The sequence below is a fragment of the Kitasatospora sp. MY 5-36 genome (assembly GCF_001182915.1).
Taxonomy (GTDB): domain Bacteria; phylum Actinomycetota; class Actinomycetes; order Streptomycetales; family Streptomycetaceae; genus Kitasatospora.
Window position 1 is genome coordinate 1 of record NZ_LFVW01000024.1, and the last position, 26,329, is coordinate 26,329.

Annotated in this window: 23 protein-coding genes; 12 read left to right on the top strand and 11 right to left on the bottom strand. The window is 71.8% G+C overall.

The window, feature by feature from the left end; translation table 11 throughout:
- From AE652_RS01965 to AE652_RS01980, 5 genes are all read right to left on the bottom strand, one after another.
- Positions 1–1,101 (bottom strand): DUF5107 domain-containing protein (locus tag AE652_RS01965; protein WP_234348183.1); only part of this gene is annotated, 1,101 nt, incomplete at its 3' end.
- Positions 1,098–1,943, bottom strand: coding sequence for a carbohydrate ABC transporter permease (locus tag AE652_RS01970; RefSeq protein ID WP_063780023.1), 846 nt, complete (start codon positions 1,941–1,943; stop codon positions 1,098–1,100). The genes AE652_RS01965 and AE652_RS01970, both read right to left, overlap by 4 nt.
- Positions 1,944–1,989: 46 nt before the next feature.
- Positions 1,990–2,214, bottom strand: coding sequence for a sugar ABC transporter permease (locus AE652_RS47240; RefSeq protein ID WP_199823028.1), 225 nt, complete (start codon positions 2,212–2,214; stop codon positions 1,990–1,992).
- On the bottom strand, positions 2,211–2,957 hold the full coding sequence (locus tag AE652_RS01975; RefSeq protein ID WP_199823029.1) for a carbohydrate ABC transporter permease: 747 nt from the start codon (positions 2,955–2,957) through the stop codon (positions 2,211–2,213). The genes AE652_RS47240 and AE652_RS01975 overlap by 4 nt, the downstream gene beginning before the upstream one ends.
- 2 nt (positions 2,958–2,959) lie before the next feature.
- Positions 2,960–4,258, bottom strand: a complete 1,299-nt coding sequence (locus AE652_RS01980) for an ABC transporter substrate-binding protein (RefSeq protein WP_082345165.1) — start codon at positions 4,256–4,258, stop codon at positions 2,960–2,962.
- 282 nt (positions 4,259–4,540) lie between these two features.
- Between AE652_RS01980 and AE652_RS01985 the strand changes: the two genes are divergently transcribed.
- The 8 genes from AE652_RS01985 to AE652_RS02020 all read left to right on the top strand — a co-directional run bounded on the left by AE652_RS01985 (position 4,541) and on the right by AE652_RS02020 (position 16,990).
- A complete protein-coding gene (locus AE652_RS01985; protein ID WP_049649311.1) occupies positions 4,541–5,545 on the top strand; it encodes a LacI family DNA-binding transcriptional regulator in 1,005 nt (334 codons plus the stop codon).
- Positions 5,546–5,665: 120 nt separating this feature from the next.
- Entirely contained in the window at positions 5,666–6,424 is a 759-nt protein-coding gene (locus tag AE652_RS01990) for a DeoR/GlpR family DNA-binding transcription regulator (protein ID WP_049649312.1), read from the top strand.
- A gap of 347 nt (positions 6,425–6,771) precedes the next feature.
- Positions 6,772–9,438, top strand: a complete 2,667-nt coding sequence (locus tag AE652_RS01995) for a TIM-barrel domain-containing protein (RefSeq protein WP_053111933.1) — start codon at positions 6,772–6,774, stop codon at positions 9,436–9,438.
- 425 nt (positions 9,439–9,863) lie between these two features.
- On the top strand, positions 9,864–11,774 hold the full coding sequence (locus AE652_RS02000; RefSeq protein ID WP_159028312.1) for an ABC transporter substrate-binding protein: 1,911 nt from the start codon (positions 9,864–9,866) through the stop codon (positions 11,772–11,774).
- A gap of 43 nt (positions 11,775–11,817) precedes the next feature.
- Positions 11,818–12,762 carry an ABC transporter permease gene (locus tag AE652_RS02005; protein ID WP_049649314.1) on the top strand — a complete coding sequence of 315 codons (945 nt, stop codon included), beginning with the start codon at positions 11,818–11,820 and terminating at the stop codon, positions 12,760–12,762.
- Positions 12,762–13,712, top strand: a complete 951-nt coding sequence (locus AE652_RS02010) for an ABC transporter permease (protein WP_082345167.1) — start codon at positions 12,762–12,764, stop codon at positions 13,710–13,712. The genes AE652_RS02005 and AE652_RS02010 overlap by 1 nt, the downstream gene beginning before the upstream one ends.
- A gap of 19 nt (positions 13,713–13,731) precedes the next feature.
- Positions 13,732–15,786 carry an ABC transporter ATP-binding protein gene (locus tag AE652_RS02015; protein ID WP_049649316.1) on the top strand — a complete coding sequence of 685 codons (2,055 nt, stop codon included), beginning with the start codon at positions 13,732–13,734 and terminating at the stop codon, positions 15,784–15,786.
- An 82-nt stretch (positions 15,787–15,868) separates the two neighbouring features.
- On the top strand, positions 15,869–16,990 hold the full coding sequence (locus tag AE652_RS02020; protein ID WP_159028313.1) for a YncE family protein: 1,122 nt from the start codon (positions 15,869–15,871) through the stop codon (positions 16,988–16,990).
- Between the two features lie 79 nt (positions 16,991–17,069).
- Here the strand turns inward: AE652_RS02020 and AE652_RS02025 are convergent, their stop codons facing one another.
- Entirely contained in the window at positions 17,070–17,708 is a 639-nt protein-coding gene (locus AE652_RS02025) for a hypothetical protein (protein WP_159028314.1), read from the bottom strand.
- 471 nt (positions 17,709–18,179) lie between these two features.
- Here AE652_RS02025 and AE652_RS02030 point away from each other — a divergent pair, with 471 nt between their 5' ends.
- From AE652_RS02030 to AE652_RS02040, 3 genes are all read left to right on the top strand, one after another.
- On the top strand, positions 18,180–18,812 hold the full coding sequence (locus AE652_RS02030) for a S1 RNA-binding domain-containing protein (protein WP_369808252.1): 633 nt from the start codon (positions 18,180–18,182) through the stop codon (positions 18,810–18,812).
- Between the two features lie 227 nt (positions 18,813–19,039).
- A complete protein-coding gene (locus AE652_RS02035; RefSeq protein WP_369808253.1) occupies positions 19,040–19,648 on the top strand; it encodes a hypothetical protein in 609 nt (202 codons plus the stop codon).
- A 353-nt stretch (positions 19,649–20,001) separates the two neighbouring features.
- On the top strand, positions 20,002–20,934 hold the full coding sequence (locus AE652_RS02040; protein WP_049649321.1) for a TIGR03619 family F420-dependent LLM class oxidoreductase: 933 nt from the start codon (positions 20,002–20,004) through the stop codon (positions 20,932–20,934).
- A 302-nt stretch (positions 20,935–21,236) separates the two neighbouring features.
- Here AE652_RS02040 and AE652_RS02045 read toward each other — a convergent pair whose 3' ends face one another.
- The 3 genes from AE652_RS02045 to AE652_RS42955 form a co-directional block, all read right to left on the bottom strand.
- Positions 21,237–22,052, bottom strand: a complete 816-nt coding sequence (locus tag AE652_RS02045) for a SigB/SigF/SigG family RNA polymerase sigma factor (RefSeq protein WP_053111934.1) — start codon at positions 22,050–22,052, stop codon at positions 21,237–21,239.
- 377 nt (positions 22,053–22,429) lie between these two features.
- The gene (locus tag AE652_RS02050; protein ID WP_063780024.1) at positions 22,430–22,954 is read right to left on the bottom strand and encodes an ATP-binding protein; all 525 of its coding nucleotides are present in this window, start codon (positions 22,952–22,954) and stop codon (positions 22,430–22,432) included.
- A gap of 305 nt (positions 22,955–23,259) precedes the next feature.
- Positions 23,260–23,946, bottom strand: a complete 687-nt coding sequence (locus AE652_RS42955) for an STAS domain-containing protein (RefSeq protein ID WP_159028315.1) — start codon at positions 23,944–23,946, stop codon at positions 23,260–23,262.
- Positions 23,947–24,115: 169 nt separating this feature from the next.
- On the opposite strand from AE652_RS42955, the gene AE652_RS02060 reads away from it, so the two are divergent.
- Complete coding sequence (locus AE652_RS02060) at positions 24,116–24,409, top strand: helix-turn-helix domain-containing protein (protein WP_049649322.1); 294 nt, start codon at positions 24,116–24,118, stop codon at positions 24,407–24,409.
- 69 nt (positions 24,410–24,478) lie between these two features.
- Here the strand turns inward: AE652_RS02060 and AE652_RS02065 are convergent, their stop codons facing one another.
- Positions 24,479–24,889: a hypothetical protein gene (locus tag AE652_RS02065; protein WP_049649323.1), complete on the bottom strand. Its 411-nt coding sequence runs from the start codon at positions 24,887–24,889 to the stop codon at positions 24,479–24,481.
- Between the two features lie 350 nt (positions 24,890–25,239).
- Positions 25,240–25,749, bottom strand: coding sequence for a hypothetical protein (locus tag AE652_RS02070; RefSeq protein ID WP_049649324.1), 510 nt, complete (start codon positions 25,747–25,749; stop codon positions 25,240–25,242).
- Positions 25,750–26,329: the final 580 nt, after the last annotated feature.

Genomic DNA, 26,329 nt, shown 5'->3' on the forward strand with positions numbered 1-26,329 from the left:
GGCCTTCCGGGCGACGTCCCAACTCCCGTGCACCGCCGTGGGATCGGCCTGCAGCAGCCCGTACGCCTCGGTCCACGACCAGGTGGCGCCGGCGGGCATCGCCAGGTGCTCCAGCTGGGTGCGGGCCAGGCCCGCCTGGATCTCCAGGTAGGCGGAGTCCGGGCCGGAGAGCCACTCCTGCCAGTGCCTGCCGCCGGTGCCGGTGCCCCAGCAGAACAGCTTGCGTCCGCACAGCCGGGCGGTGGAGGTCTGGACGAGCCCGGCGCCGGTGCCGTCCAGCGCGGCGATCCAGGGGCGTTCGCCGCCGGGGAGGTCGAGGAAGTAGTCCGCGGCGCGCGCCGCCCGGCCGGGGTAGCTGCGGTCGGCGCCGTCGGCCTCCGGGAAGGCCACCCGGCGCAGGTCGCTGACGTAGTCGCAGTGGAAGGCGTGGTCGGCCGGGCCGAGGACGCGCACGTCCCGGTCCTGGGGCACCGCGATGTTGGACCACCAGTAGACCGGCGTCTCGCTCGGTGCGGGGTTGTGCACGGCGACATGGACGTAGAGCACCGGGGAGCCGGCGGGCAGCCAGCTGTCCATCCGCAGCACCAGGCGCCGCAGCCGCTCGAAGGCGTACATCCGCAGGACCGGGGTGCCGTCGGGCGCGCGCACCCGGACGGCGTGCAGCGGCTCGCAGGTCAGCGGCCAGTGCCCGGTGGCGCCGAGGTTCCACTCCACCCCGCCGGCCAGCCAGGCGTCGCGCAGGGCGAGGTTGGCGGGCTGCAGGATCCGGTTGCGGTGCAGCAGCTCCCGCCCGGTGGGGCGGTGGAGCAGGGACCACAGCCGCCCGCCGAGGGAGGGCAGGAAGGTCGCGGTGAGGGTCTCGTTCTCCAGTACCACGCACGGGAGTTCACGCTCGGTACGGACGCGGTCGTACCCGCTCTGCCGGGTGTACGGCAGCAGGGTGTCGGGCACCCCGTAGGCCAGGTTGCGGCGCATCTCGTCGTCGACCCCGGCGCCGGCGCCGGTCTGCCGGGGCAGGCCGTGCAGGATCGGCAGGGTGCCGCCGACCGGATCGGGGGTCCCGTCGATGCGGAGCGGGTCGGTGCGCAGGGTCGAGGTCACTTGCCGATCCCAACTGTCATGCCCTGGATGATCCGCGAGCCCATCCAGGAGAAGAGCGCGATCATCGGGGCGAGGATGATGCAGACCCCGGCGAACATCGTGCCGAAGTCCAGGCCGTTGAACTGCTGTGCCGCGACGAACGAGGAGAGCGCCACCGGGAGGGTGGTCGTTCCCTGGCTGTTCGTCAGGACGAGGGCGAACAGGGTCTCGTTCCAGGCGGTGATGAACTGCAGGAGGAAGGCGGTGACCAGTCCGCCCCGGGCGACCGGGAGCACCACCTGGACGAAGGTGCGCAGCGGGCCGGCGCCGTCCAGGACGGCGGCCTCCTCCAGCACGCCGGGGACGCCGCGGAAGAAGCCGGTCAGCAGGAAGACGGTGAACGGCATCGCCAGGCCGACGTAGACCAGCCCGAGGCCGAGGTCGCTGTCGGTCAGGTCCACCCGGGACAGGCCGATGAACAGCGGCACCACCAGGACCTGGCCGGGCACGCCGAGGCCCATGGCGAAGCTCATCGTCAGTGCCGAGGAGGTCCGCGAGCGGCGCCGGGCGAGGGCGTAGGCGCAGGGGGCGGCGAGGGCGACGGCGACCGCGGAGGAGAGGCCGGCGGTGAGCACGCTGTTGAGGGCCGCCCGCGCGAAGCCGCCCTCGTCGAGCGCGGTGGTGTAGTTGCCGGTGTCCGGGCTGGTCGGCAGGCCGAAGCCGTGCCGCAGGATGTCGGGGCCGCTGCGCAGCGAGGTCAGCAGGATCCACAGGAGCAGCAGCAGGTCGGCGGCGACGACGATCCAGACGGCGGCCGTGCCGATCCTGCTCGCGGGTCCGGTGGGTCGGTTACTGCGTCGCACGGGAGGGACCTTTCCGGTTGGGTGCGGGGGGCCGGGACGCGACGGGTCAGTACTCGACCGGTTCGCGGCGCAGCAGCCGGCGCAGCACGACGGTGATCAGGGTGACCATGGCCAGGCTGACGATCGCGGCGGCGGTGGCCGTGCCCAGCCGGGGGACGGTGCCCTGCGGGAAGGCCTCGGCGTACACGTACACGGCGGTATTCCAACTGCTCACCGGCGGATAGGCGTTGGTGCTGCCGCCGTAGAGCAGGATCAGCTCGAAGATCTTCACCGAGCTGACGGTCCACAGCACCGCGCAGATACCGCGATGACGTCCCAGGCGCACGGCAGGGTGATGTGCCGGAAGCGCTGGAAGGGGCCGGCACCATCGAGTTCGGCCGCCTCGTAGAGGTAGTCGGGGATCTGGTCGACCGCCGCCATGATGATGGAGGTGTAGTAGCCGGTCGCCGTCCAGACCAGGGTGCCCAGGACCATCGGGAGCAGGTTGTCCGTCGACAGCCACTTGGGCGGTGTGGTCACCCCGAAGACCTTCAGCGCCTGGTTGACCGGGCCGGTGGGCGAGAACAGGAACCCGGCGGCGATGCCGAAGACCATGCCGTTGACCAGCGAGGGGAAGAACAGCACCGACCGGGCGAAGAGCCTGGCCCGCATCTCGCGCAGCACCAGGGTCAGCGCGAAGCTGAGCACGAAGGTGATCGTGCCTCCGACGACCATCAGTTCGAGCGTGTTGAACAGCGAGGTGCGGAACCTCGGGTCCTGGAACAGCAGGAGGTAGTTCCGCGGGCCGCGCCACTCCATCTCGCCCATGCCGTCCCACGCGTACAGGCTGGTCCACAGGGCGTAGCCGACCGGGGCGACGAACAGCACCGCGTACACGATCAGCGCGGGGGCGGTGAAGGGCCAGAACACCCGGCGGCGCTGGCGCTCCAGCGGGCCGACGCCGGAGCGGGCGGCGCGCTCGGACCGGCCCGGGGCGGCGTCCGTCCGGGGCGGCTCCTCGATCGTCGTCGCCACCGTCAGCCCTGGGTCTGCCAGTAGGTGACCTGGTCGGCCTTGCACTTGGCGACGAACCGGTCGGCCGTGGTCCTGCCGTGCCAGAAGTCCAGGTAGTTCTCGTTCAGGACCTTGGACAGCCAGCTGCCGGCCACCCCGTCGAAGCCGAGGCGCACGGTCGGGGCCTCCAGGGCCTTCTGGACGTCGGCCAGTTCGGCGGGGGCCGGGATGTCGCCGCGCGGGGTGAGGTTGCCCGCGGTGGTGGAGATCCCGGACAGGTGCTTCTTCTGCAGGAAGAAGGCGATGAACTTCTGCGCGGCGGCGGCGTTCCTGGCCCGCTTGGGGATCGCGAAGCCGAACAGGGCGGCGTCCGGGGTCTTCGCGCCGGGCGGCAGCATCGACGCCGTCCTCCAGCCGGCCGGGACCTGCTTGGCCACCTCGGCGGTGACGTAGTTGCCGTCCATGTAGAAGGCGGCCTTGCCGCCCGCCCAGTTGGTCTCCTGCGCGGGGTACTTGGTGGCGTCGTAGCCCTCGATCAGGTGGCCGCCCCTCACCAGCTGCTCCACCTGCCGCGCCGCGCCGAGGACCGCCGGGTCGTCCCAGGTCGCGCCGGTCCGGTCGGCGGCGAGCCGGGCGACGTTCACCCCCGCTCCGTCGAGCAGGTAGTCGAAGTACAGCGCGTTGCTCCAGGGATCCTCCCCCTCGGAGGCGATGCACGCCTTCCCGGCCGCCTTCAGCGCGTCACAGACCTTGAGCAGTCCGGCCCAGTCGGTGGGCGGACTCGGCATGGCGGTGGTGATCGCCGGGTCGGCCGCGTTGTAGAACATGGCGTTGGTGACGACCTCGTACGGGATCACGTAGTGGTTGGAGCCGGAGGGGTCCTTCGGCAGCATGTCGAAGTACTTGGCCGGGAGGACCTGGGAGACCGGGACGTCCTCCTCGGGCACCCGCAGCTGCAGCACCGGCGAGAGGTCCAGTGCCTGTCCGGCCGCGGCGGTGGTGCCGTAGACCTTGTCGTCGGACTCGTCCCACAGGTCCGGGGCCCGGTTGGCGGCGATCGCCGGACCGATCTTCTTGGCGATGTCCCGGCCCGCCCAGGTGACGTCCACCTTGGCGCCGGTGGTGGCGGTGAAGTCGTCGATCGCGGCCTTCAGCACCTTGGCCTGCGGCTCGTCGGCGCGCCACATCGACCAGTAGGTGAAGCTGCCGGCGGCCTTCGCGCCGCCCTCCGAGCCGCTGCCGCAGGCGCTCGCTCCGAGCGCGAGGGCGACGGCGGTGACCGCCCCGACGACGCGGGCGGCGGGCATGGTCGTTCTCCCCATGGGTGGTTCCTCTCGGAGGCGCGAGATGCCGCGCAGACGTGTCGTCAGCCGGGGCCCGAGGACGGGGAGCGGCTGGATGGCTGGGACGATACGGTCGGGTTGACCGGTAAATCAAGAGTCCTTGCAAAAACCTGCTCAGGACCGCGGTGTCTCGACACCGTTCACGCAAGGAACTCTCAAGTGACGAGCCAGGGCGGGGGTTTGATCAATCTTGACGCCCCCTCACCGGTGCCCTACCTTTCACCGAAGGCAAGTTGACCGGTAAAGTCGAAGGATCCAGTCATGGTGACGATGCAGGACGTGGCCGAGCGCGCCGGGGTCACGAAGCAGACCGTCTCCAACGTCATCCGGGGGCGGGGGGCCGTGAGCCCGGCGACCGCGGCCCGGGTGCGCGCCGCGATCGGGGAACTGGGGTACACCCCCAACCTGGTCGCACGCTCCCTGGCCACCGGCGCCACCAGGACGGTGGGACTGTTCGTCCCCACCGTGACGGGCTCCTTCTACCCCGACATCGTCGAGGAGGTCGAGGACGTCCTCGACGCGAACGGCTACCACCTGCTGCTCTGCACCACCCGGCTCGACGGCGAGCGCGCCAAACGGCACCTGGCGGGCCTGACCAGCCGCTCGGTGGACGCCCTGCTGATCGCCGGCGACCGGGACCTGATCGACCACCTGCCGCTGCTGGCCGAGGCCTCCTTCCCGGTCGCCCTGTGCGCCTGGGAGACCGACGCCCCCGACCGCTTCCCGGTGGTCACCATCGACTACGAGCGGGCCGGCTACCTCGCCGGGCGCCACCTGCGCGAACTCGGGCACGAACGCGTCGCGGTGCTCGCCAGCCCCGACCACGGCCCGCGGGTCGCGGGCTTCCGGCGCGCCTTCGCCGCCGACGGACTGACCGTCCCCGACGCCGCCGTCCACACGGCCTCCGAACCCACCCCCGCGGGCGGCTTCGCCGCGGCGACGGCGGCACTCACCGCCGACCCGACGATCACCGCGCTCTTCGCCACCCACGACGTCCTCGCCCTGGGGGCACTGGAGGCCGCCCGGGCCGAGGGCCGCTCCGTGCCCCGCGACCTGTCGATCGTCGGGCACGACGACAACCCGGAGGTCGGCGTGGCCCGACCGGCGCTCACCAGCGTGGCCATCCCCAAACGGGAGATGGCCCGGGAGGCGGTCGAGCTGCTGCTGCGCACCCTCACCCGGTCCGGCAGCCCGGCCAACTCGATCCAGCTGCTGCGGCCCGAACTCGTCGTCCGGGACAGCACCGGCCCGGCCGACGGCCGATGAACGGACCCGGCCCGGCTACCGCACCGCGCCCGCACCGTGCCCGTGCCCGACGGTGCCACGCGGTTCCGCGCAGTTCCACGCAAAGATCGTCCCTCGCGCGCGCGGCACTAGACTTCCGCCATGCTCAAAGCCGACCGCACCTCCCGGATCCTCACGCACCTCACCGAGACGGGCAGCGCCGATGTGCACGAGCTGGCCGGGCTCCTGCGGGTGTCGGCGGCCACCGTCCGACGGGACCTCCAGGAACTCCACGACCAGGGCCTGCTGCACCGCACCCGCGGCGGGGCGGTCACCGGCGCCGTCAACCTCGAACTGCCGCTGCGCCACAAGCACGGCACCCGGCAGGCGGAGAAGCGCCGCATCGCCCTGGCGGCCGAGCAGCTGGTGCCCGACGGCGCGGTGGTCGGCCTGACCGGCGGCACGACGACCAGCGAGCTGGCCCGCGTCCTGGCCGAACGCGGCGGGATCACCATCGTGACCAATGCCGTCAACATCGCGGCCGACCTGATCGTCCGGCCGGACATCCGCCTGGTGGTGGTCGGCGGCATCGCCCGGACCACCAGCTACGAACTGGTGGGGCCGGCCGCCGACCGGATGCTCGCGCAGTACCACCTCGACATCGCGTTCATCGGCGTGGACGGCCTGACCCCCCAGGAGGGCTGCACCACGCACGACGAGATGGAGGCCCAGACCGACCGGGCGTTCCTGCGCAGCAGCGCGCGGTCGGTCGTCCTGGCCGACAGCAGCAAGATCGGCCGGGTCACCTTCGCCCGGATCTGCCCGCTCTCCGACGTCCACGACCTGGTCACCGACGGCGAGGTCACGGCGGCGCAGGAGGAGGCGATCGCCGCCGACGGCGTACGGATCCTGCGCGCCTGACGCCGAGGCGCCGTCCTCACGGGCCCGGATCCCGAAGACCCGGCTCCCACCCCACACTGACGCCCGGCCGGGCCCACCGGCCGGGCGTTTCTGCCACCGCAACGGTTGACATGAACTCACTAAACCAGGAAGCTCTTTCGCATCTGCGCGGAATCACCTCCAATCAAGCATTTCCAATCAGTCGATCAAGCGCATACGAAGGCGGCAACCGCGGTGGACGACCGTGTGCCGGCGCTCCCCGCGGTGTGCGCCGTCGGCGCCTCCCCGCTCGCCCGGGCGAGTCCGGCACTCCCTGACCACCGGCCCCCCGACCACCCGCCCCTCGAACGCCGAACGGAGACACCACCGTGCGTCCACTCCGGCCCCACCTCCGCAGGGCCGCCCTCCTGGCGGCCCTGGCCGTCCTCCCCGCCCTGGCCGGGCCCGCCCTCCCCGCCCGCGCCGCGGCCCCCGCCTCCGCCGTCCTCGACCAGGGCCACCGGAGCGTCACCTGGCAGAGCCCGCAGTACGCCAAGGGCACCCTCGGCAACCCCGCCAGCTGTCCTCCGGCCACGCAGGACCCGGGCGGCACGGTCTGCGACCACTTCGACCTGACCGTGAACGTGCCGGCCGGGTACTGGGACGACAACCCGGAGGGCGGCGTCCCGGTGTCCGTCCGCTGGCAGAACCCCACCGACGACTTCGACCTCTACGTCTACGACGCCGGTGGCAAGCAGGTGGCCACCAGCGCCGGCACCGCCGACCCGGAGGCCACGGTGATCCCCAAGGCCTCGGGCACCTACCACGTCCTGGTGGTCCCCTACGACGTCCACGGCGGCTCCTACACCGGTACGGCCTACCTGCCACAGACCGCCGACGCCGGCGACCTGACCGGCTTCGGCGGCTCCCAGGGCAGCTACGACATCGCCGCGGGCACCCTGAAGGCCCGGGTCGACTTCCTCGCCGACGACCAGCTGCGCCTGCGCGCCGCCCCGGACGGCGTCCTCACCGATCCGGCGGGCAGCACGATCGTCCGCAAGCAGCCCGAGCCGCAGCGCGACACCAGCACCTTCGACGCCGGCGCGTACTACGGCATCCGCTCCAAGGGCCTGGTCCTGCGGGTCTACAAGCACCCGCTGCGGTTCGGCCTGTACAAGGCCGACGACCGCACCGCCCTCTGGCAGGAGAGCGCCCCGCTGCGCTGGAGCACCGGCGGACTGCGGCAGAGCCTGGAGCGCGGCGCGGACGAGCAGTTCTTCGGCGGCGGCGAGCAGAACGGCTCCTTCTCCCACCGCGACCGGACCGTCCACGTCGCCAACGGCACCGACTGGAACGAGGGCGGCTGGAACAACTCCCAGCCGTTCTACGTCTCCACCGCCGGCTACGGCGTCTTCCGCAACACCTTCACGCCCGGGATCTACGACTTCGGCTCGCCCGTCCGCACCGGGCAGCAGGAACGCCGCCTGGACGCCTACTACTTCACCGGCGACGTCAAGGCGGTGATCGGCCGGTACACCGACCTGGTCGGCAAGCCCTTCATGCCGCCGGTCTACGGGCTGGAGCCCGGCGACGCCGACTGCTACCTCCACAACGCCAACCGCGGCGAGCGCCACACCCCGGACGCGCTGAAGGTCGCCGACGGCTACGTGGACCACCAGATGCCGCTGGGCTGGATGCTGGTCAACGACGGCTACGGCTGCGGCTACGAGAACCTCGCGCAGACCGGCACGGGCCTGCGCAGGGACCACGCCCAGCTCGGTCTGTGGACCCAGAACGGCCTGCCCGACCAGGCCGAGGAGGTCAAGGCCGGCGTACGGGTGCGCAAGCTCGACGTGGCCTGGGTCGGCAACGGCTACGACTTCGCGCTGAACGCCTGCGACCAGGCCAAGGCCGGCATCGAGGACGGCAGCGACGCCCGCGGCTTCGTCTGGCTGCCGGTCTCCTGGGCCGGCGCGCAGCGCTGCGGCGTGCTGTGGAGCGGTGACCAGAGCCTGTCCTGGGACTACATCCGCTGGCAGATCCCGACCTACGCCGGCGCCACCATGTCCGGCATCGCCTACAACACCGGCGACGTCGGCTCGATCTACCGCCGGGACCCCGCGATGTACACCCGCGACCTGCAGTGGAAGGCCTTCCTCCCGGCGATCATGACCATGGACGGCTGGGCCCGGGACATGACGGGCACACAGCAACGGGACCAGCAGCCCTGGCTGGACGGCGAGCCGTACACCTCGATCAACCGCAAGTACCTGCAACTCAAGGAACGGCTGCTGCCGTACATGTACACCCTCTCCGCGGAGGCCGCCCGCACCGGCGTCGGCGCGGTCCGCCCGCTCGCCCTGGAGTACCCGCACGACCCGAACACCCTCGGCCCGAACGCGACGTACGAGTTCCTGGCCGGGCCCGACCTCCTGGTCGCGCCGGTCTACTCGGACACCGCCGTGCGCGACGGCATCTACCTGCCCGAGGGCACCTGGACCGACTACTGGACCGGCCGCACCTACCAGGGCCCGACCACGGTCAACGGCTACTCCGCCCCGCTCGACACCCTGCCGCTGTTCGTCCGCGGCGGCGCGATCGTCCCGATGTGGCCCAAGGGCACGCTGTCCTGGGAGAACCGCGACCGCTCCGAACTCGACTACGACCTCTACCCGAAGGCCTCGGGCGACTCCTCCTACACCCTGTACGAGGACGACGGCGTCACCCGGCAGTACACCGCCGGCTCCTCGGCCACCCAGCAGGTCGACGTGCACACCGGCCGCGCCGTCACCAACATCCGCATCGGCGCCAGTGACGGCGACTACGCCGGCAAGCCGGCCGAGCGCTCGTACCGCCTCACCGTGCACGGCCGCCCCGCGCCGCGCCTGGTGGCCACCGACGCGGGCCCGCTGCCCCGGCGGGACTCGGCGGCCGCGCTCGACGCGGCCGGCTCGGGCTGGTACCACGACGCCGCCACCGGGGTGACGACGGTCCGGACGCCGTCCGTCCCCACCGGCGACGGCTTCTCCCTCAACCTGGTCCACGGCGGCAACTGACCGCACCACCGCGAGGGGCTTCCGCCCCGGTACGGCGAGGGCCCCGCCTGCTCGGCGGGGCCCTCGCCGGGTTCTCCCACCTCCGCGCGGCGGGAAGCTCCGGGCCGGCCTCCGCGCACACCGGGCCCGGAAGGGGGCAGCAGCCCGTACGGTCCCAAGATCCGCTCCTTGATGGAAACTTGACGAACCGCAGCCCTTCCCGGGTCTTCTCAGTCTCCGCGAAATCCGTCTAACTGTTAGCACCCGGCGGGGCAGGGCCAGCAGCACGCGGCCGAAGCCCACGGACGCCGGTGCCTTCCCGGCGTCGGGAAAGCCGCTCACGCTTGCCCGGTCCCGGCACCGCCATGCCCGCGTCGGCGAACCGTCGGATCGCGCAAGGAAAGCACTCGCTGGTGTTCACGTGGGGTGAGAGGGGCATGCCCAGGATGACGAAGTCCACAGGAGCGCGCAGACTCGCACAAGTGGTGGCGCTGGTCACGGTCGTGGCGACCGCCGCGGCCTGCACCAGCGGCAGCGGCGGCGGGGGCGGCAGCGGCAGCAGCCCGGGGCCGGTCGGGGCCCCGGTCCAGGGCGGCGTGGTGCGGGTCGCCGAGGCGCCCTCCACCTTCCCGGACGCCATCTGGCCGTTCGACTCCGCGGCCCAGGTCAGCACGGTGAACACCAGCCAGTTCCAGGAGCTGTTCTACCGCCCCCTGTACTACTGGGGGCTGAACGACAAGGTCGCCCTGGACCCGGAGGTGTCCCTCGGCGAGGCGCCCGCCTGGAGCCCGGACGGGAAGACCGTCACCATCCAGGTCAAACCGTGGAAGTGGTCGAACGGCGAGGACGTCACCGCCCAGGACGTGCTGTTCTGGATCAACATGGCCAAGGCCGAGACGTCCAACAGCGGCTACTACACCCCGCCGAACCCGGCGATCGGCGCCAAGTACTTCCCGGACAACGTGGCCTCGGCGACCGCCTCCGGCCAGACGCTGACGCTGACCCTCGACACCCCGGTCAGCCAGACCTGGTTCACCGACGACGAGCTCAGCCAGATCACCCCGATGCCGCTCGCCTGGGACCTCACCGGCCCCGGCCAGAAGGGCGGTTGCGCGAACGACGCGTTCGGCTCGGACGCCGCCATGACCGACTGCGCCGCCGACTACGCCTACCTCAGCGCGCAGTCGACCAAGGGCGGCGACTTCGCGGGCAGCCCGCTGTGGTCGGTGGTCGACGGCCCGTGGAAGCTCAAGACCTACAACGGCACCTCCGGCGCGTACGCGATCGTGCCGAACACCGCCTACTCGGGACCGCAGAAGCCCTACCTCGACGAGGTGGACTTCGTCCCGTACACCTCGGACACCACCGAGTACGCGGACCTCAAGGCCGGCAGCGGCGGCGCCAACGCCATCGACGTCGGCTACCTGCCGGCCGAGGACTCCCCGACCTTCAACGCCAAGAACCCGGACGCCGGCAACCCGCTGAGCGGCGCGGGCTACTACATCCCGGCCCCGACCTACCTGGACGAGATCTCGTACTACCAGATCAACTTCGCCAACCCGGACGTGGGACCGCTGTTCAGGCAGCCCTACTTCACCAAGGCCGTCCAGGACACCGTGGACCAGCAGGGCATCATCAACGGCATCTGGAAGGGCTGGGGCTACCCGAGCACCGGCGCCGTGCCCAGCCTCCCGGCCGGCAACCCGCTCTCCCCCAAGAGCCAGTCCGAGAAGGCCACCTACGACCCGGCGGCCGCCAAACAGCTGCTGCGCGGCCACGGCTGGAACACCGACAGCACCCCGGCCACCTGCACCAACCCGGGCACCGGCCCCGACCAGTGCGGGGCCGGCATCGCGGCGGGCACCAAGGCCGCGTTCACCATGAACTACCCCTCCGGCCAGGCCGCCCTGGACACCATGGCGGCGGACATGCGCTCGGACGCGGCCAAGGCGGGCATCGGCATCACCGTCGTCAGCCAGACCCAGAACACCATCGGCAACGAGGGCGTGGCCTGCACCGCCGCCCAGCCGGCCGGATGCCAGTGGCAGGCCCTGCTCTACGGCGGCTGGGTCTTCGCCCCCGACTACTACCCGCCCGGCGACGCGCTGTTCGCCACCGGCGCCGGGCCGAACGTCTGGAGCTTCTCCGACCCGAAGCTGGACCAGCTGATCGTCAAGACCACCACCGGCAGCGACGTCAACGACCTGTACGCCTACGAGGACTACATCGCGGGCGACCAGCCGGTGATCTACACCCCCAACACGCTCACGGTCAGCGAGGTCACCAGGAAGCTGCACGTCGACGCCGGCGACCCCTTCCAGGGCTACGAGCCGGAGTACTGGTACTACACGAAATGACGGCCACCCGTGAGCGCGCCGCGGCCCCCCTCGGGGGGCGGCGGTGACGGCCTACCTGATCCGTCGGCTGTTCCAGGCCCTCGTGACGGTGCTGATGGTCACGGTCATCTCCTTCGGCCTGATGCAGCTCATGCCGGGCGGCCCGGTCCGGGCGATCCTCGGCTCCCACGCCACCCCGGCCACCATCGCCCACCTGACCCACCAGATGGGCCTGGACCGCCCCGTCTACGTGCAGTACTGGACCTGGCTGGACGGCCTGCTCCACGGCGACCTCGGCTTCGACTACATCCAGCAGCGCCCCATCTCCGACCTGCTGTTCAACGCCCTCGGCGCCTCCGCCTACATCGTCGGCGCCTCGCTGCTGATCGCCCTGCTGATCGCGGTACCGGCGGGCCTGCTCCAGGCCACCCGCCGCAACAGCGCGCTGGACCACGCCTTCACGGTGTTCTCCTTCATCGCCTACGGGGTGCCGACCTTCTTCATCGGCTTCCTGATCCAGCAGTGGTTCGAGGACGACCTGAAGTGGGTCTCGGTGCACGACCAGGTGGCCACCTTCGGTGAGGCGCTGACCCACCCCGGGGCCGTCTGCCTGCCCGTCCTGACCCTGACCGTCACCACCGTGGCCGGCTACAGCCGCTACATGCGCTCCGGGGTGCTGGACCAGATCACCCAGGACTACGTCCGGTCCGCCCAGGCCAAGGGCGCCTCCCGGCGCCGCACCCTGTACGGCCACGTCCTGCGCAACGCCCTGATCCCGATGGTCACCCTGGTCGGCCTCTCGATGCCCGCGCTGGTCGGCGGCGCGCTGATCGTCGAGTACGTCTTCAACATCCAGGGCATCGGCCTGCTGACCACCCGCGCCGCGCTGCAGAGCGACTACGGCATCACCCTGGCCGCCACCCTGCTCACCGCGGTGGCCACCGTGGTCGGTTCGCTGCTGGCCGACCTCGGCTACGCCGTGCTGGACCCCCGAGTGAGGCTCACCTGATGGCCCCGACACCCGGCACGACGCCCAACCCCCGGCCCGGGCCCCGACCCGGTACGACGCCCGGCCGGCTCGACGCCCCCGGCGGGGAGCCCGCCGGGCGGCCCCGCTCGATGCTCCGGCGCGGCGCGGAGGTCTTCGCCGAGAACCGGCTCGCCCTGGTCGCCGTCGCCGTCCTGGTCGCGATCACCGCGTTCTGCTTCCTCGGCCCGCTGTTCTACCACGCCGACACCTCGGTGGTGAACCTCTCCGCCGTCACCCTGCCGCCGGGCGCCGGGCACCCGCTCGGCACCGACAACGACGGCATCGACGAGCTCGGCAAGGTGATGGCCGGCGGGCAGACCAGCCTGGAGATCGGCCTCGCCGCCGGCCTGATCGCCGCCGTCATCGGCGCGCTGTACGGCGCCGTCGCGGGCTACCTGGGCGGCTGGGTCGACGCGCTGATGATGCGGGTAATCGACTCCTTCATGTCCTTCCCGCTGATCTTCCTGCTGATCTACCTCAGCAGCGTCTACGGGAAGAGCAAGACGATGCTGATCCTGGAGGTCGGCCTGACCTCCTGGTTCGGCATCACCCGCCTGGTCCGCGGCGAGGCCCTGGCGATCAAGGTCCGGGACTACGTCGCCGCGTCCCGGATGATGGGCGCGGGCGGCGGGCGGATCGTGCTGAAGCACATCCTGCCCAACACCATCGGGACCACGATCGTCAACACCACGTTCTCGATCGCCGACGCGGTCTTCGCCCTCTCCACCCTCAGCTACATCGGCCTGGGCCTCCAGGCCCCCGACAACGACCTGGGCGGCATGCTCGACGTCGGCACCAACTACGCCGGCCAGGGCTACTGGTGGATGATCTACCCGCCCGCCGCCGTGATCATCCTGCTCATCCTCTGCTTCAACGTGATCGGCGACGCCCTGCGCGACGCCTTCGAAACCCGCCTGCGGAAACGGTGAACCGACGGAGGTTCCGGCAGTGGCGCTCCTCGAAGTGACCGGCCTGCGCACCGAGATCCGGCTGAAGCACTCGGTGGTGCGGGCCCTGGACGGCGTCGACCTCGCGGTGGACGCGGGCGAGACCCTCGGCATCGTCGGCGAGTCGGGCTGCGGCAAGACCATGACCGCCATGTCGATCATGCAGCTGCTGCCGAACGGCGGCAGCGTCGTCGGCGGCAGCGTCCTGCTCGACGGCCGCGACCTGCTCGCGCTCGAACCCGGGACGATGGACCGGGTGCGCGGCAACGACATCGGGATGATCTTCCAGGACCCGACCACCTCGCTCAACCCGACCATGACCATCGGCCGGCAGATCTCCGAGTCCGTCCGCATCCACCGTCGGGCCTCCCGCAGGGAGGCGCACGAACGCGCCGTCGAGGTGCTGTCCCTGGTCGGCATGCCCAGCCCCGCCCGGCGGGCCCTGGTCTACCCGCACGAACTGTCCGGCGGCATGCGCCAACGGGCCATGATCGCCATGGCCCTGGCCAACGAACCCAAACTGCTCATCGCCGACGAGCCGACCACCGCCCTCGACGTCACCGTCCAGAAGCAGATCCTCGAACTCATCGACCACCTCAAGCAGCAGCTCGGCATGGCCGTCATCCTGGTCACCCACGACCTCGGCGTCATCGCCGGACGGGCCGACCGGATCGCCGTCATGTACGCCGGGAAGGTCGTCGAGACCACCGGCACCGAGGCGCTCTACGGCAACCCCCGCCACCCGTACACCGAGGCGCTGTTCGCCTCGCTGCCGGAACGCTCCGCCCGCTCCGGCGGCCGGCTCTACTCGATCCCCGGCCTGCCACCGGACCTGACCACTCCCCCGCCCGGCTGCCGCTTCGCCGCGCGCTGCCGCTACGCCACCGAGCAGTGCCACGCGCAGGAGCCGCCGCTGTCCGGGGAGGTCCCGGAGCACCGCTACGCGTGCTACTTCCCGGTCGGCGAGGCCGGATCGGGCGTCCGGTCCACAGCACGGACGGCGGCTGTACAGGCTCCGGCGGTGACCGACGAGGTGACGGCAGCGGCCGACGGCCCGGCGACCGAACCGCTGCTGCGCGTCGAGCACCTGGTCAAGCAGTACCCGGTCACCAACGGCCTGGTCCTGCGCCGGACCGTCGGCGCCGTCAGCGCCGTCGCCGACCTCTCCCTGACCGTCCGCCGGGGAGAGACGCTCGGCCTGGTCGGCGAGTCCGGCTGCGGCAAGACCACCGTCGGCAAACTCATCGTCGGCCTGGAACGGCCCAGCAGCGGCAGCATGGTGTTCCAGGGCCGCGACCTCGCCCTGGTGCCACGGGCCGAGCGGCGCCGGCTGCGCCGCGACGTCCAGCTGATGTTCCAGGACTCCTACGCGGCCATGAACCCGCGGATGCCGGTCCACTCGATCATGCGCGAACCGCTCGACATCCACCGGGTCGACGGCCCGGCCGAGCGCGACCGGCGGATCCGGCAGATCTTCGACCTGGTCGGCCTGCCGCTCACCGCCCTCGAACGCTACCCGCACGAGTTCTCCGGCGGCCAGCGCCAACGCATCGGACTGGCCCGCGCCTTGGCCCTCAGCCCCCGGCTCATCGTCGCCGACGAGCCCGTCTCGGCCCTCGACGTGTCGATCCAGTCCCAGGTGCTCAACCTGATGCGCGACCTCCAGGGCGAACTCGGCCTGTCGTACCTGTTCATCTCGCACGACCTGTCCGTGGTCCGCTACCTGTCCGACCGGATCGGCGTGATGTACCTCGGCAAGCTGGTGGAGATCGGCCCCGCGCCGTCGGTGTACGCCAGCCCGGTGCACCACTACACCCGCGGCCTGCTCGACACCGTCCCCGTCGCCGACCCCGCGGTGGAACGGGCCAGGAGCAACCGGGGCGTCGCCGGGGAACTCCCCTCCGCGATCGACCCGCCGTCCGGCTGCCGCTTCCGCACCCGCTGCGCGGCGGCGCAGCAGATCTGCGCCGAGGTCGAGCCACCGCTGACCGCCTACGGCCCCGACGACCACCTGGCCGCCTGCCACTTCCCCCTGCGGCCGTCACCTCCCGGGTGAAGCCGCACCCCGGACCGGCTTCGTCCCGTAGCGTTTTCCTTCCACCGCGGGGACCCGCGGTGTACGAAGGGGAGGGTTACCCATGAACTCGCTTGTCTCGACGGCCCGCTGGTTAGGGTCCCTGGCGGTGGCGGGGGCACTGCTGCTCACCGGGTCCGGCTCCGCCGGCGCCGCCACCGGTACCGGCACGTCCGGCGGGCCGGTCCCGGGCGTCCCGCAGACCGTCGAACTGGACTCGTCCCCCGCCTCGGTGGCCGTCAGCCCGGACGGGCACAAGGCCTACGTCGCGGTGAAGGACACCACCAAGGGCGCCAAGGTGAAGGTGGTCGACACCCAGAGCGGCGCCATCACCGCGGTGGTGACACTGTCCACCGGTCTCGGCGCCGGCCCGGGCCCGCTGGCCGTCAGCCCCGACGGCTCGCGCGTCTACGTGCTCTTCTCCACCGCCCGCAAGGCACCACTGTCCAGCCTGGGCGCCATCGACACGGCCACCGACACCGTCGTCTCCAGCACCGAGGCACCCAACCAGCCGCGACCCGACGGCACCTTCCCCGGCGCCCTCACCTCCCTGGCCGTCAGCCCCGACGGCGCCACCGTCTACGTCGGCCAGGACGGACCGGCCCGCTACCACCGCCCGGCCGAGCCGGGCGCCCGGGTCCTGTCCTTCTCTCCGCAGCAGCAGGCCTACACCACCGCCGTCCCGGTCCCCGGCCACTACCTCGGCTCGATCGTCACGTCCCCGAACGGCGACACCGCGTACACCGCCACCGACGAGAACCTGGTCCGCCTGGACACCAGCACCACGACCCCGACCGTCACCGGAACCACCGCCGCCCCGATCGGCTCCGTCCCCAGCCTGGCCCTCTCCCCGGACGCCACCCGCCTCTACGGCGTGGGCAACAACGGCACCGGCTACGCCGTAGACCTCGCCACCGACACCCTCACCACCCTCGACCTCGCCCCGGGCCAGTGGCTGCAGAACCCCTCGGTGTCCGCCGACGGCACCCGGCTCTACCTGGTCCTGCAGGACCTCACCAGCGGCGACAGCAAGGCCTCGGTCCTCGCCCTGGACACCGCGACCAACATCCTCGTCCCCGCCGAGGAGATCACCGGCCTCAACTGGGTCACCGCCCTGGCCCTCGGCCCCGACACCCACACCTTCTACCTCACCGTCAACTCCACCCTGCGCATCCTCGCCCACTGACCGCACCCACCCCGCCCCGCCTTCGGGGCGGGGTGCCCCCGCCGAGACCCCCAACCCCAAGGGGCCCGCCGGGGATGAGTCAGTGGAACACGATGGCGTGGCCGCCCTTGATGCTTGCCAGGCACGCCCGATAGAGCTGGTACCAGGTGAAGCGCTCCGTCGCGAACGGTCCGTCCACCGCGAGATCCCGAGCTTCCCCCGAACCGGAGGGAACGCTCTCGTCGTCGAGGTTGATGCCGATCGACGGCGCCAGGTCCGACAGTTCAGCCAGCAGGCGCTGACTGGAGCCGACGATTCCGGCGCCCTCGACTGCCGCCTCGTCAGGGAGGAAGAGCGGATCCTCGAACTCGACCGGCACGTAGTAGCCGGAGCTGTCGGAGTGACAGAGCAGATGGGAGGCCAGCCTCGACGTCTCATCCTGGATCTTCTCGCAATCGCGGTCGAACTGGCGCCCGCTGACCTCCAGAGCCGACGTGACAGGTTCGCCGAGGTTCACGAGCACCAGGATGCGGCGCAGCTGGGTCAGGTACCCGTAGGGAAAACCACCGGAGAAGGTACGGGCACGAGGCGGATCGGTGATCTCCGGCTCGTGCCAGCTGACCCCCTCCTCCACGAGCGCCCGGCCGAGGCGGGCGAAGGCCGCCCGGTGATGGTCGAGACCTTCCGCATCGGTGCGAGCCTGGTCGTAGAGGAGTCCCACTGATATCGAAAGTCCCATGGGCCAGAGTCTAGGAACACCCCCTGACGGCGACGTTCCGCCGCCGCGCCGACAGTCTTGTCTCGGGGGGTGAGGAACATCGGAGCGACACCGGCGCAACCCTCCCCCCGCTCTCCAGAGTCCGTCGGCCTGCGCTTCCATGGTGGTTGAACCTTCGGCGGTCGTGCTGCCCCGAGCAGGGGCATCAACCCGCAGGCGGACCAGCACGTTCCCGCCCGAACCGAGTCCGACACCCGCCTCCTGGCAACCCGCCCCTCCCTTCGTGAAAGGCTTTCCGGAATGCACGAAGTACCGGAGGACCGCGCCGTACGGAGCTTTCTGTCAGCGATCCGCGTCGGCGACCTGTGTGGTGGGGTCGCGTCAGAGGTCACCCGCTCCGGGGTGGCGGTGACGTTGGACGGGTTCCCGGCGAGACCGCTGGGGTTCGTCGGCTCCTTGGACCTGCCCTGGGGGCGGCCTCGGAGCGAGGGTGTGGAGGTCGGTCAGCGGATCACCGCCGAGGTCATCGCCGTCGACCCGCCCGCGGGCCGCGTACGGCTGTCCATGGCAGCCACCGGGAACCCGGAGCTGTGGGCCTTTCTGAAGCGGCTCGCCCCAGGCCAGATCCTCGCCGGCACGGTCGCGTCGATCGAGTTGTTCGGCGTGCTCGTGGCGCTGGACGACGGGCCCGGCCATCCGGTCTTCCCGGGGGTCGGGTTCGTCACGATCCCCGAACTGTCCTGGTGTCACTTCGAAACGGCCTCGGACATCGTCCGGGTCGGCGAGCGCGTCTCGTGCGGGTTCCTCCACTTCGACACCACGAACGGGGAGGCCAGGCTGTCCTTGCGGGCTACGCGGCCGGACCCCTTCCAGGACTTCGCCGACGGAGTCGCCGCGGGCCGGACACTGCGCGGAAGGGTCACCCGGCTGATCCCGTTCGGCGCCTTCGTCCAGGTCGCTGACGGGGTCGAGGGGCTGATCCACCTCAAGGAGCTCGCACGGACACCCGTGCGGACGCCGCAGGAGGTCGTAGGAGTCGGCGACGAAGTCCTGGTCGTCGTCACCGACATCGACCGAGGGCGCCGAAAGGTGGCGCTGTCGCGGCGGGAGCCCCCCTCCCGCTGATCGTGATCGTCCCGGGTGTGGCGCACTCGGCGCGTAGCCGGTTGGTGCGCCGCCAGCCGCGTGCCCCTCGGTCTCCCATAGGTGCCAGGCTCGGAAGAGCAGGTCCTCGCCGCCGGGCTCGGGTATCCCGATCACACAGGTGGGACCGGGGTCGTCGGGCACGGAGCGAGGGCGCGTCGGGGGTGGACAGGAAAAATCGGGCGCTCGTTCGTACCACCTCGGGTACCGTGGCGCACTGCCCTGTCGGGAAGGGCCGCAGCGAGGCGGGGGAGGAACCGGTGGAGATGGACGAGGCGGCGCGGGCCGCATGGTGGGAGAGCCTGCCCGCGGGGATCCGCGACGAGATCGACGGGTACGTCCTCCAGGACTCCCTCTTCCACGCGCTGCGGACCGTCGTCGATGTCGGCCGCGTCCCCTCCGGCATCGGCATCCGCATCGCACAGGACATCGTCAACGACCGCTACACCCACCACGGCGACCGGATCGCCCGGAGCCCCGACAGCCCCCTCGACCTGGAGTCCCTGGCATTCCGTGCCGCCGGCTGCCCCGGCCGCGTCGTGGCGATCGAGGCGGTCTGGGACGGCGACACCGTCCACGACTGGTTCACGGTCCTGCTGGCGATCACCGAGGACCCGGCGCAGGAGCACCCGTTGGCCACCGTCTACTCCACCACGGCCAGGCGCTACCTGGACGGGGAAGGGGTCGGCAGCGGACAGCTCGTGTGCGCCGCGGCCGCCGAACACGCGGGCCGGGCCCTGGCCGGGCACCTGTCGGTCCCCTTCCACTTCGCCAGCCCTGACACCCCGGACGACGAGGCTCCCCGCTGGCGGGACTGAGAGCTACGGCGCTGTCGGCCGAACCCGCCGCTCATCGTCGCCGCCTGCCGGGGCACAGACGCGACCGTCTCGAACCCCGCCGGACAACCGAACTCGCACAGGCCCTCGCCGCCTGCGCACTCGGCCCCGCCAGCCTCCCCGAGCCCCTCCGCGACCAGCTGGAGGCCGCCCTCACCGACGCCCGGGCAGTACTCGAAGCCTCCCCTCCGGACCCGGCCCCGCCGGAAGGCGGCCCGTTCGGACCTCGCGCCCCGGCAGCAGGCAGCTGAACCGCGCGCGCCCTGACCGGCGCGCGTCGTGCGGACGGGGGTACAACGGCTGCGGCCGGGAGCGCGGGAAGCCAGGATCGAGCCATGGCCATTCGCTTGGGACTCGGGCTGCCGCAGATGAAGTGGTACGACCTCGCACGTGCTCCGGCGGCGGTGGCACGGGCAGCGGAGCGGATCGGCTACGACAGTCTGTGGGTCTTCGAGCGGGTGCTGGTCCCCGAGCGGCCGCGGCAGGGCCTGTACGACGTGCCGGGGCTGGCCTGGCCGGACTCCTACCGGTCGGTCGCCCATCCGCTGGTGGTGCTCTCGCTCGCCGCCGCGGCGACGGAGCGGGCCCGGCTCGGCAGCAGCGTCCTGGTCGCTCCCCTGCACGGGCCTTTCCAGCTGGCCCGCGCCCTCGCGACGCTGGACGCGGCGAGCGGCGGCCGCGTGGTCGCGGGGCTGGGGACGGGCTGGTCGCTGGACGAGCACGCGGCCGCCGGGCACGCTCCCTTCGAGGAGCGCGGAGCCGTGCTGGACGAACTGCTGGACGTCTGCGCGGCGGTGTGGGGCCCCGACCCCGTGTCGTACCGGGGCACGCACGCCCTGATCGACGAGGCGGAGGTCGGGCCGAAGCCCGTACGCCCCGTGCCCGTCTACCTGGCGGCGTCCGGCGGCAATGCCCTGGACCGGGTCGCCCGCCGCGCCGACGGCTGGCTGCCGACGGGCATGACCCCCGGGCAACTGGCCGTCCTGCGGCGTGAGATCGGCGAGCGGGCCGCGTTGTACGGCCGCGATGCGGGCGCGATCCAGGTCTGCGCGAGGGCGAACGTCCGGATCACCGAGGCCCCGGTCCGCGATGCCGAGCGGAAGCCCTTCGTCGGCACGGTCGAGCAGATCGTCCAGGACACGGCCGGCTACGCGGCCGCGGGGGCTGACGAGGTGCTGCTCGACCTCCAGACGAACGCGCGGGACGCCGACGAACTCGCCGATCTGGCGGCCCGGGTGCACGCGGACATCCGCGGCGCGGGGATCTGAGACCCCGCACCGGTCGTCCCGCCCCCGGGTTCGGCCGTCCCTCGCGGGCGAAGGCGAGCCATGCGGCGAGCATCCGGCCGGACGGCTCCTTCGGAGGCGCCCCGAGGAGCGGGTCGGTGGCTCCGAAGACCAGGCCGATCTCCGCCATGTGGCAGGTGCCCAGCCGTCCAGGACGTCGGGAGAACTCGTAGACGAAGATCTGTGCTCCCGGGGCGACAAGGGCCTCCGCCACGCGGATGGCCGGGAGAGGCCACGGGATTTGGCTCCTCGGGAACTCCCCCACGGCCTCGCGCCGGACCGCTTCAGCCGGCTCCCTCCGGCCCCGGTCCGTCGGCCCAGCCGTCGGCGTCCAGGTCGTCCAACTGCTCGCGCAGCAGGGCGAGGGTGGCACTGAGCAGCCGGGAGACGTGCATCTGGGAGACGCCGATTCGCTCCGCTATCCGGGACTGGGTGCAGCCGTCCCAGAAGCGCAGCTTGAGGACGGTCTGCTCGCGCTCCGGCAGGCGGGCCAGCAGTGGGCGGACGGCGGTGCGGAAGTCGGCGAGTTCGATGCCGGGGTCGCAGTCGCCGAGCCGGTCGAGCAGGGCGCTGCCGGTCTCGTCGGTGTCCTGGTCACGCAGTGCGTCCAGGGAGTTGGGGCGGCAGGCCCGGCCCGCCAGGAGTCCCTCGGTGGCCTGTTCGACGGTGAGGTGCAGGTCCTCGGCGATCTCCTCGGGCCGTGGCAGCCGGCCGAGTTCCTGCTCCAGGCGGTCGGAGTCGCGGGCGACGGCGAGGTAGAGCTCCTGCATGCCGCGCGGGACGCGCACCGGCCAGGAGGTGTCGCGGAAGAACCGCTTGATCTCGCCGGTGATGGTGGGGATCGCGTAGGTGACGAACTCGACGCCGCGCCGCGGGTCGTAGCCGTCGACGGCCTTGATCAGGCCGATCGTGCCGACCTGGAGGATGTCCTCCATGTCCTCGGCCCGGTGCCGGTAGCGGGCGGCGATGAAGCGCACCAGCGGCATGTTGAGCTCGATGATCGTGCCGCGGACGTAGCTGTAGGCGCGGCTCTCGCGGGCCAGCCCGGCCAGCCGCTCGAACAGCGCGTCGCTCAGCTCCCGCGCCTCGGACTTCCCCATGCGGCGGAGTTCGGCCGCGGTCGGTCTTGGTGGCAGATCGGGCGGCAGGCTCGGGGGCGCGGATCGGCGGTCGGTGGTTTCCATGCGGATGGACACTTGAGTTCTCCAGCACATCAGGGTGAACGCCCGACGACGCGTGCGGGCTGGTACCGCGCATCGCGGACTTCTTCCCCAGGACCTGTGCCCGGCTTTTTCAAGCGCGGTCCCGGTGGCACCGTCCAGGTGCTCGAAGCGGCCGGAACAATCACGGCCACCACTTCGCCTTCTACCCGGGAATCGGCTTCCGACGCGCGTTCCGGCTGTTCTCCTGCCCGGCTTCGGCTGGTCACGGACCACCGTGGACCGGGCCCGGTCGGGAAGGACCCCGGCTCCAGCCCTCAGATCCGGCGTTCGCGGCGGTTCGGCGGGCCCGGCGGGAGCGCGACCTCCAGCCAGACCAGCTTTCCGCCACCCTCGGGGGTACAGCCCCAGGACCGCGCGAGTCGGTCCACCACGCGCAGGCCGTGTCGGCCCGGACGGCCCGGGTCGGCGTGCGGGCGCAGCTCGGGCGGCACCGGGCTGGTGTCCGTGACCTCCGCCCGCAGACGGCGCCCGTCCCACCTCAGCCGCAGTTCGCCCGGCCCACCGGAGGTGTGCAGACAGGCATTGGCGACCAGTTCGGCGACCATCAGCAGGAGGTCCTCGGCGACCGCCAGTCGTTCCTCGTCCGCGGTGGGCAGCCAGGACCAGGACCGCAGCGCCTCCCGGGTGAGTTCAAGGCCCGCTTGCACGGCGCCCTCGCGACCGGAGAACGCGAGCCGTCTGGTCTCCTCCGTACCCGGGACCTCGATGGGTGGTGGCGCTCCGCCCGGGCCGGTCGTGCCGTTCGGCCCGGGCAGCAGCACGTGCCCGAAGCGGTCCATGCCGGCCTCCTCACGTCGGTACGTTCGCCGCGGTGCGGCCACCGCGTACGGTGTAGCGCGCCGGGCCGGGGCGGATCCGGACTCCCCCGGCTCCGGTGACCGTGAACGGCCACGCCGCCCGGGGCTCGCGTCGGTCGACTGCCCATCGTCCATGTCCTGGTCCATGTCCGACGCCTGCCCGGTTCGGCCACGGCTACACGCCCGCCGTAGCGGATGACGATCGGGACGGCGGGCGCCGGCGGGACGGTTGGACCGGCCGCCGGTCGGGTGTCCCGGCTGCCGGCTCAACCGTCCCGCCCGGATGGTCACCCTCCGTCGGGGCGCGGGGCGGGAAGCGGGCGGTGCCGCAGGGCGTCCTCGACGGTGGGGTGGACGGGGAACAGCGCGGCGGTCCCGGTGAGCTCCAGCACCCGCAGCGTCCGCCCGGAGGGGGCGACCAGCACCACGGGGATGCCGATGTCGAGCGCGCGCCGACGGGCGACGAGGAGCAGGTTGAGACCGGTGCAGGTGAACAGCTCCACACCCGCCAGGTCGACCGCGAGCAGGGCGGGACGCCGGACGAGCGCGGCATCGAGTGCCCGGGCGGCGACGGGCTCGCCGTCCAGGACCATGTCCCCGGTGAAGAAGCACACGAGGGCGTCACCGACCCGGACGGTCTCCGCCTTCAGGCAGGGCGGCACGGCCCACTCCTCGGGCCGGGAGCCGCGCCGTGCGGGCACGCCGGACCCTCCGTCGACGGCGGCCCGCCCGGGCCGGGCGGACGCGATGCGTTCGAGGTCCTGCCACAGGTCGAGGGCCCGCTCGTGAAGCCCCGACGCGGTGCTGCTGCCCTCTTCGAGGGCCGTCAGGTAGGCGTCGACGCCGGTGACGGCGTGGCGCACCTGCCGGCACAGCGGCTCCCCGCAGGTGCGGGAGTCCCGACCGCCCTCGCGGGGCGGCCCCAGGCAGTCGACCAGCCGGGACCTCAGCCGTTCCAGCCCGTGCCTGCTCATCGGGTCCATTGGAACCATCTCCAGAAGCAGTACCGCCGTCGGATCCGCGGCGGAGGCACTGCGGAGTGCGGCTGTTCCAGTCTTCGCCCGTCCATCAGACATGTCAACCATTGCACGAATCTTCTGTCGTGTATCAGCAGTCGTGAAACAGGAGTCCTATCGTGGAGGGATGGACAACAGCACGACGCCCGAACGTCAATGGACCTTCCTGACCAACCACGCCCGCGTGCTGGTCCAGATCGCCCGCGACCCCGGCATCCGCGTGCGCGACATCGCCACCAGCTGCCTGCTCACCGAACGCGCCGTCCAACGCATCATCGCCGACCTCGAACAGGCCGGATACCTCAGCCACGAACGCCGCGGCCGCACCAACCACTACCGCGTCGTCACCAGCAAGCAACTGCGTCACCCCGCCGACGCCGGCCCCACCATCGCCGAACTCCTCGCCACCCTCCTGCGCTGATGCCCACGACGACGGCGAAGGCGTCGCCGGGACGCCGGAGGGTCCCGGTGGCGGTGGTCTCCCCTGCGCTCAGCCGAAGCGGACCGAGTGGTACGGGGCGTCGCTGAACTCGATCGTGGACTTCTCCCCCAGGACCGCGTCGGCCGCCCCGGCACACGCGCCGTCGGTGAACAGCTGCGCGTTCCGGTCCGTACCGTTCCCCCACCGCGTCCACCGCGAGCCGACCGGCGAGGGAGCGGGCGGCACGGCGTAGCAGCCGGCGGGGTCCTCCAGGACGAAGTAGGCCAGCGCGTACTGGCAGCCCCAGGGCCCGCAGTCCTGGGCACGGACCGCGAACGTGCCGATGGCCCTGGTCGGAGCGGCCGAGGCCGGTCCGGCGGGCGCCCTGGGCGCCGCCTGTACCGGGACGGGAGCGCCCAGCAGGGACAGCACCAACACCAGCGGGGCGGAGGAGACGAGGGGGAGGACGCTTCTGCGCATGGGAACCTTCCTTCGGCCCGGCGGCACCGGCAGGGCCGGGTGACGTGCCGGGCGGCGGGCGGTCGCCTCTCACCGGGCCCATTGCCCGGGGACGCCCGCCCAGATGCCCTCCTTCCTCCCCAGGACCAGGGGCCCCATAGTCCCGACGGAACTCGAACAGATGAACCCGCTCTGTGCCTGTGCGCCCCTCGCGCACCCGGAGGTTCGAAATGCGTTTCGCTCGCGACCTGACATTTCCGCGCACGAAATCGCCCGGGCCGGCTCCAATAAGCCGACCCGGGCGATTTCACCTCCCCGGTATCACGCGTTCTTCCGCGAGGATCCGGGGCATGGCCACCGGGCGAGCCCGTCTACTGGGCCTTGTCGAGATAGAATTTCTCGTTCTCGCCGCCGTTGGCCTTGACCTGGCAGTTCACCGTCCCCCCGGGGCCGGTGGCGGAGGTCACCCCGCTGCCGGTCACCATCCTCAGGAAGATACCCGGGAACGCCGCCGACTCGAAGGAGAACGAACCGTCGGCCTGGGCACGGGCGTTGAACTTCTCCCAGGGGCCGATGCCGTATTGGCAGTTGACCGTCCCACCTCCGGCCATGGTGACGGGGACGCCGTTTCCGTCCATGCGCAGGAACACGTTCGGGAAGGCCGCCGACTCGAACGAGTACGAGCCGTCGGTCTGCGGCCGGACCCTGTACGCCGTCCAGGGTCCGGTGCCGTACTGACAGTTGACCGTCCCTCCGCCGTGGTTGGCGGAGGCGGTCACCCCCGTTCCGTCCATGCGCAGGAACACGTTCGGGAAGAACGTCGACTGGATCGTGACCGGTGCGTCTCCGAGCTTTGCGAGGTCGGCTGCCGACAAAGGCATGATGGCCTCTCTCCTTCTGTCTGAGGTGTAGCGGACGAGTCGAACCCGGCGCCGCGGCCGACAGCGTCTTCGGCGCCGGATATCGGGCTTGGGGAGCGTACTCAGTTCGGCATACGCGAGTTCGGCGTACTCGGTCCGGCCGTTTCCGCGTCCGCCCGCGGGAGCGTTTCGGACCGCTCCGTGCATACGCCCCCGCCGGCCCCGTGAGCCGCTTCCCGAAAAGGGAAGCCCATCGAATTGCGGGATAGGACGGCATCACAGACCCCCCCGCCTTACGCTCCCATTTTCTTTCCTGCCGCTGCGGGCCGGGGACTCACTGTATTTGGGTCGGCACAGCCTGTCCAGGCTGTGCGCTTCGGCAATGTCGGCCGAATCGCGGCGGCGCTGACAGGGATCCGGCGGGCCGGCACCGGTTGGGTCGGTGCCGAGCCGCCGCCCGGACGGTGCACCTGGGGCCGCTCGTCGGCGTCGGCAGCGCTGCGGGAGGCCGGGACCGACCAGGGCCAGGCGTGTGCCCGGCCGCCCGCCGGGCAGCGGCCCGATAACCCGTGGCCGTCCAGCCCGCCCGCTGTGAAACTGG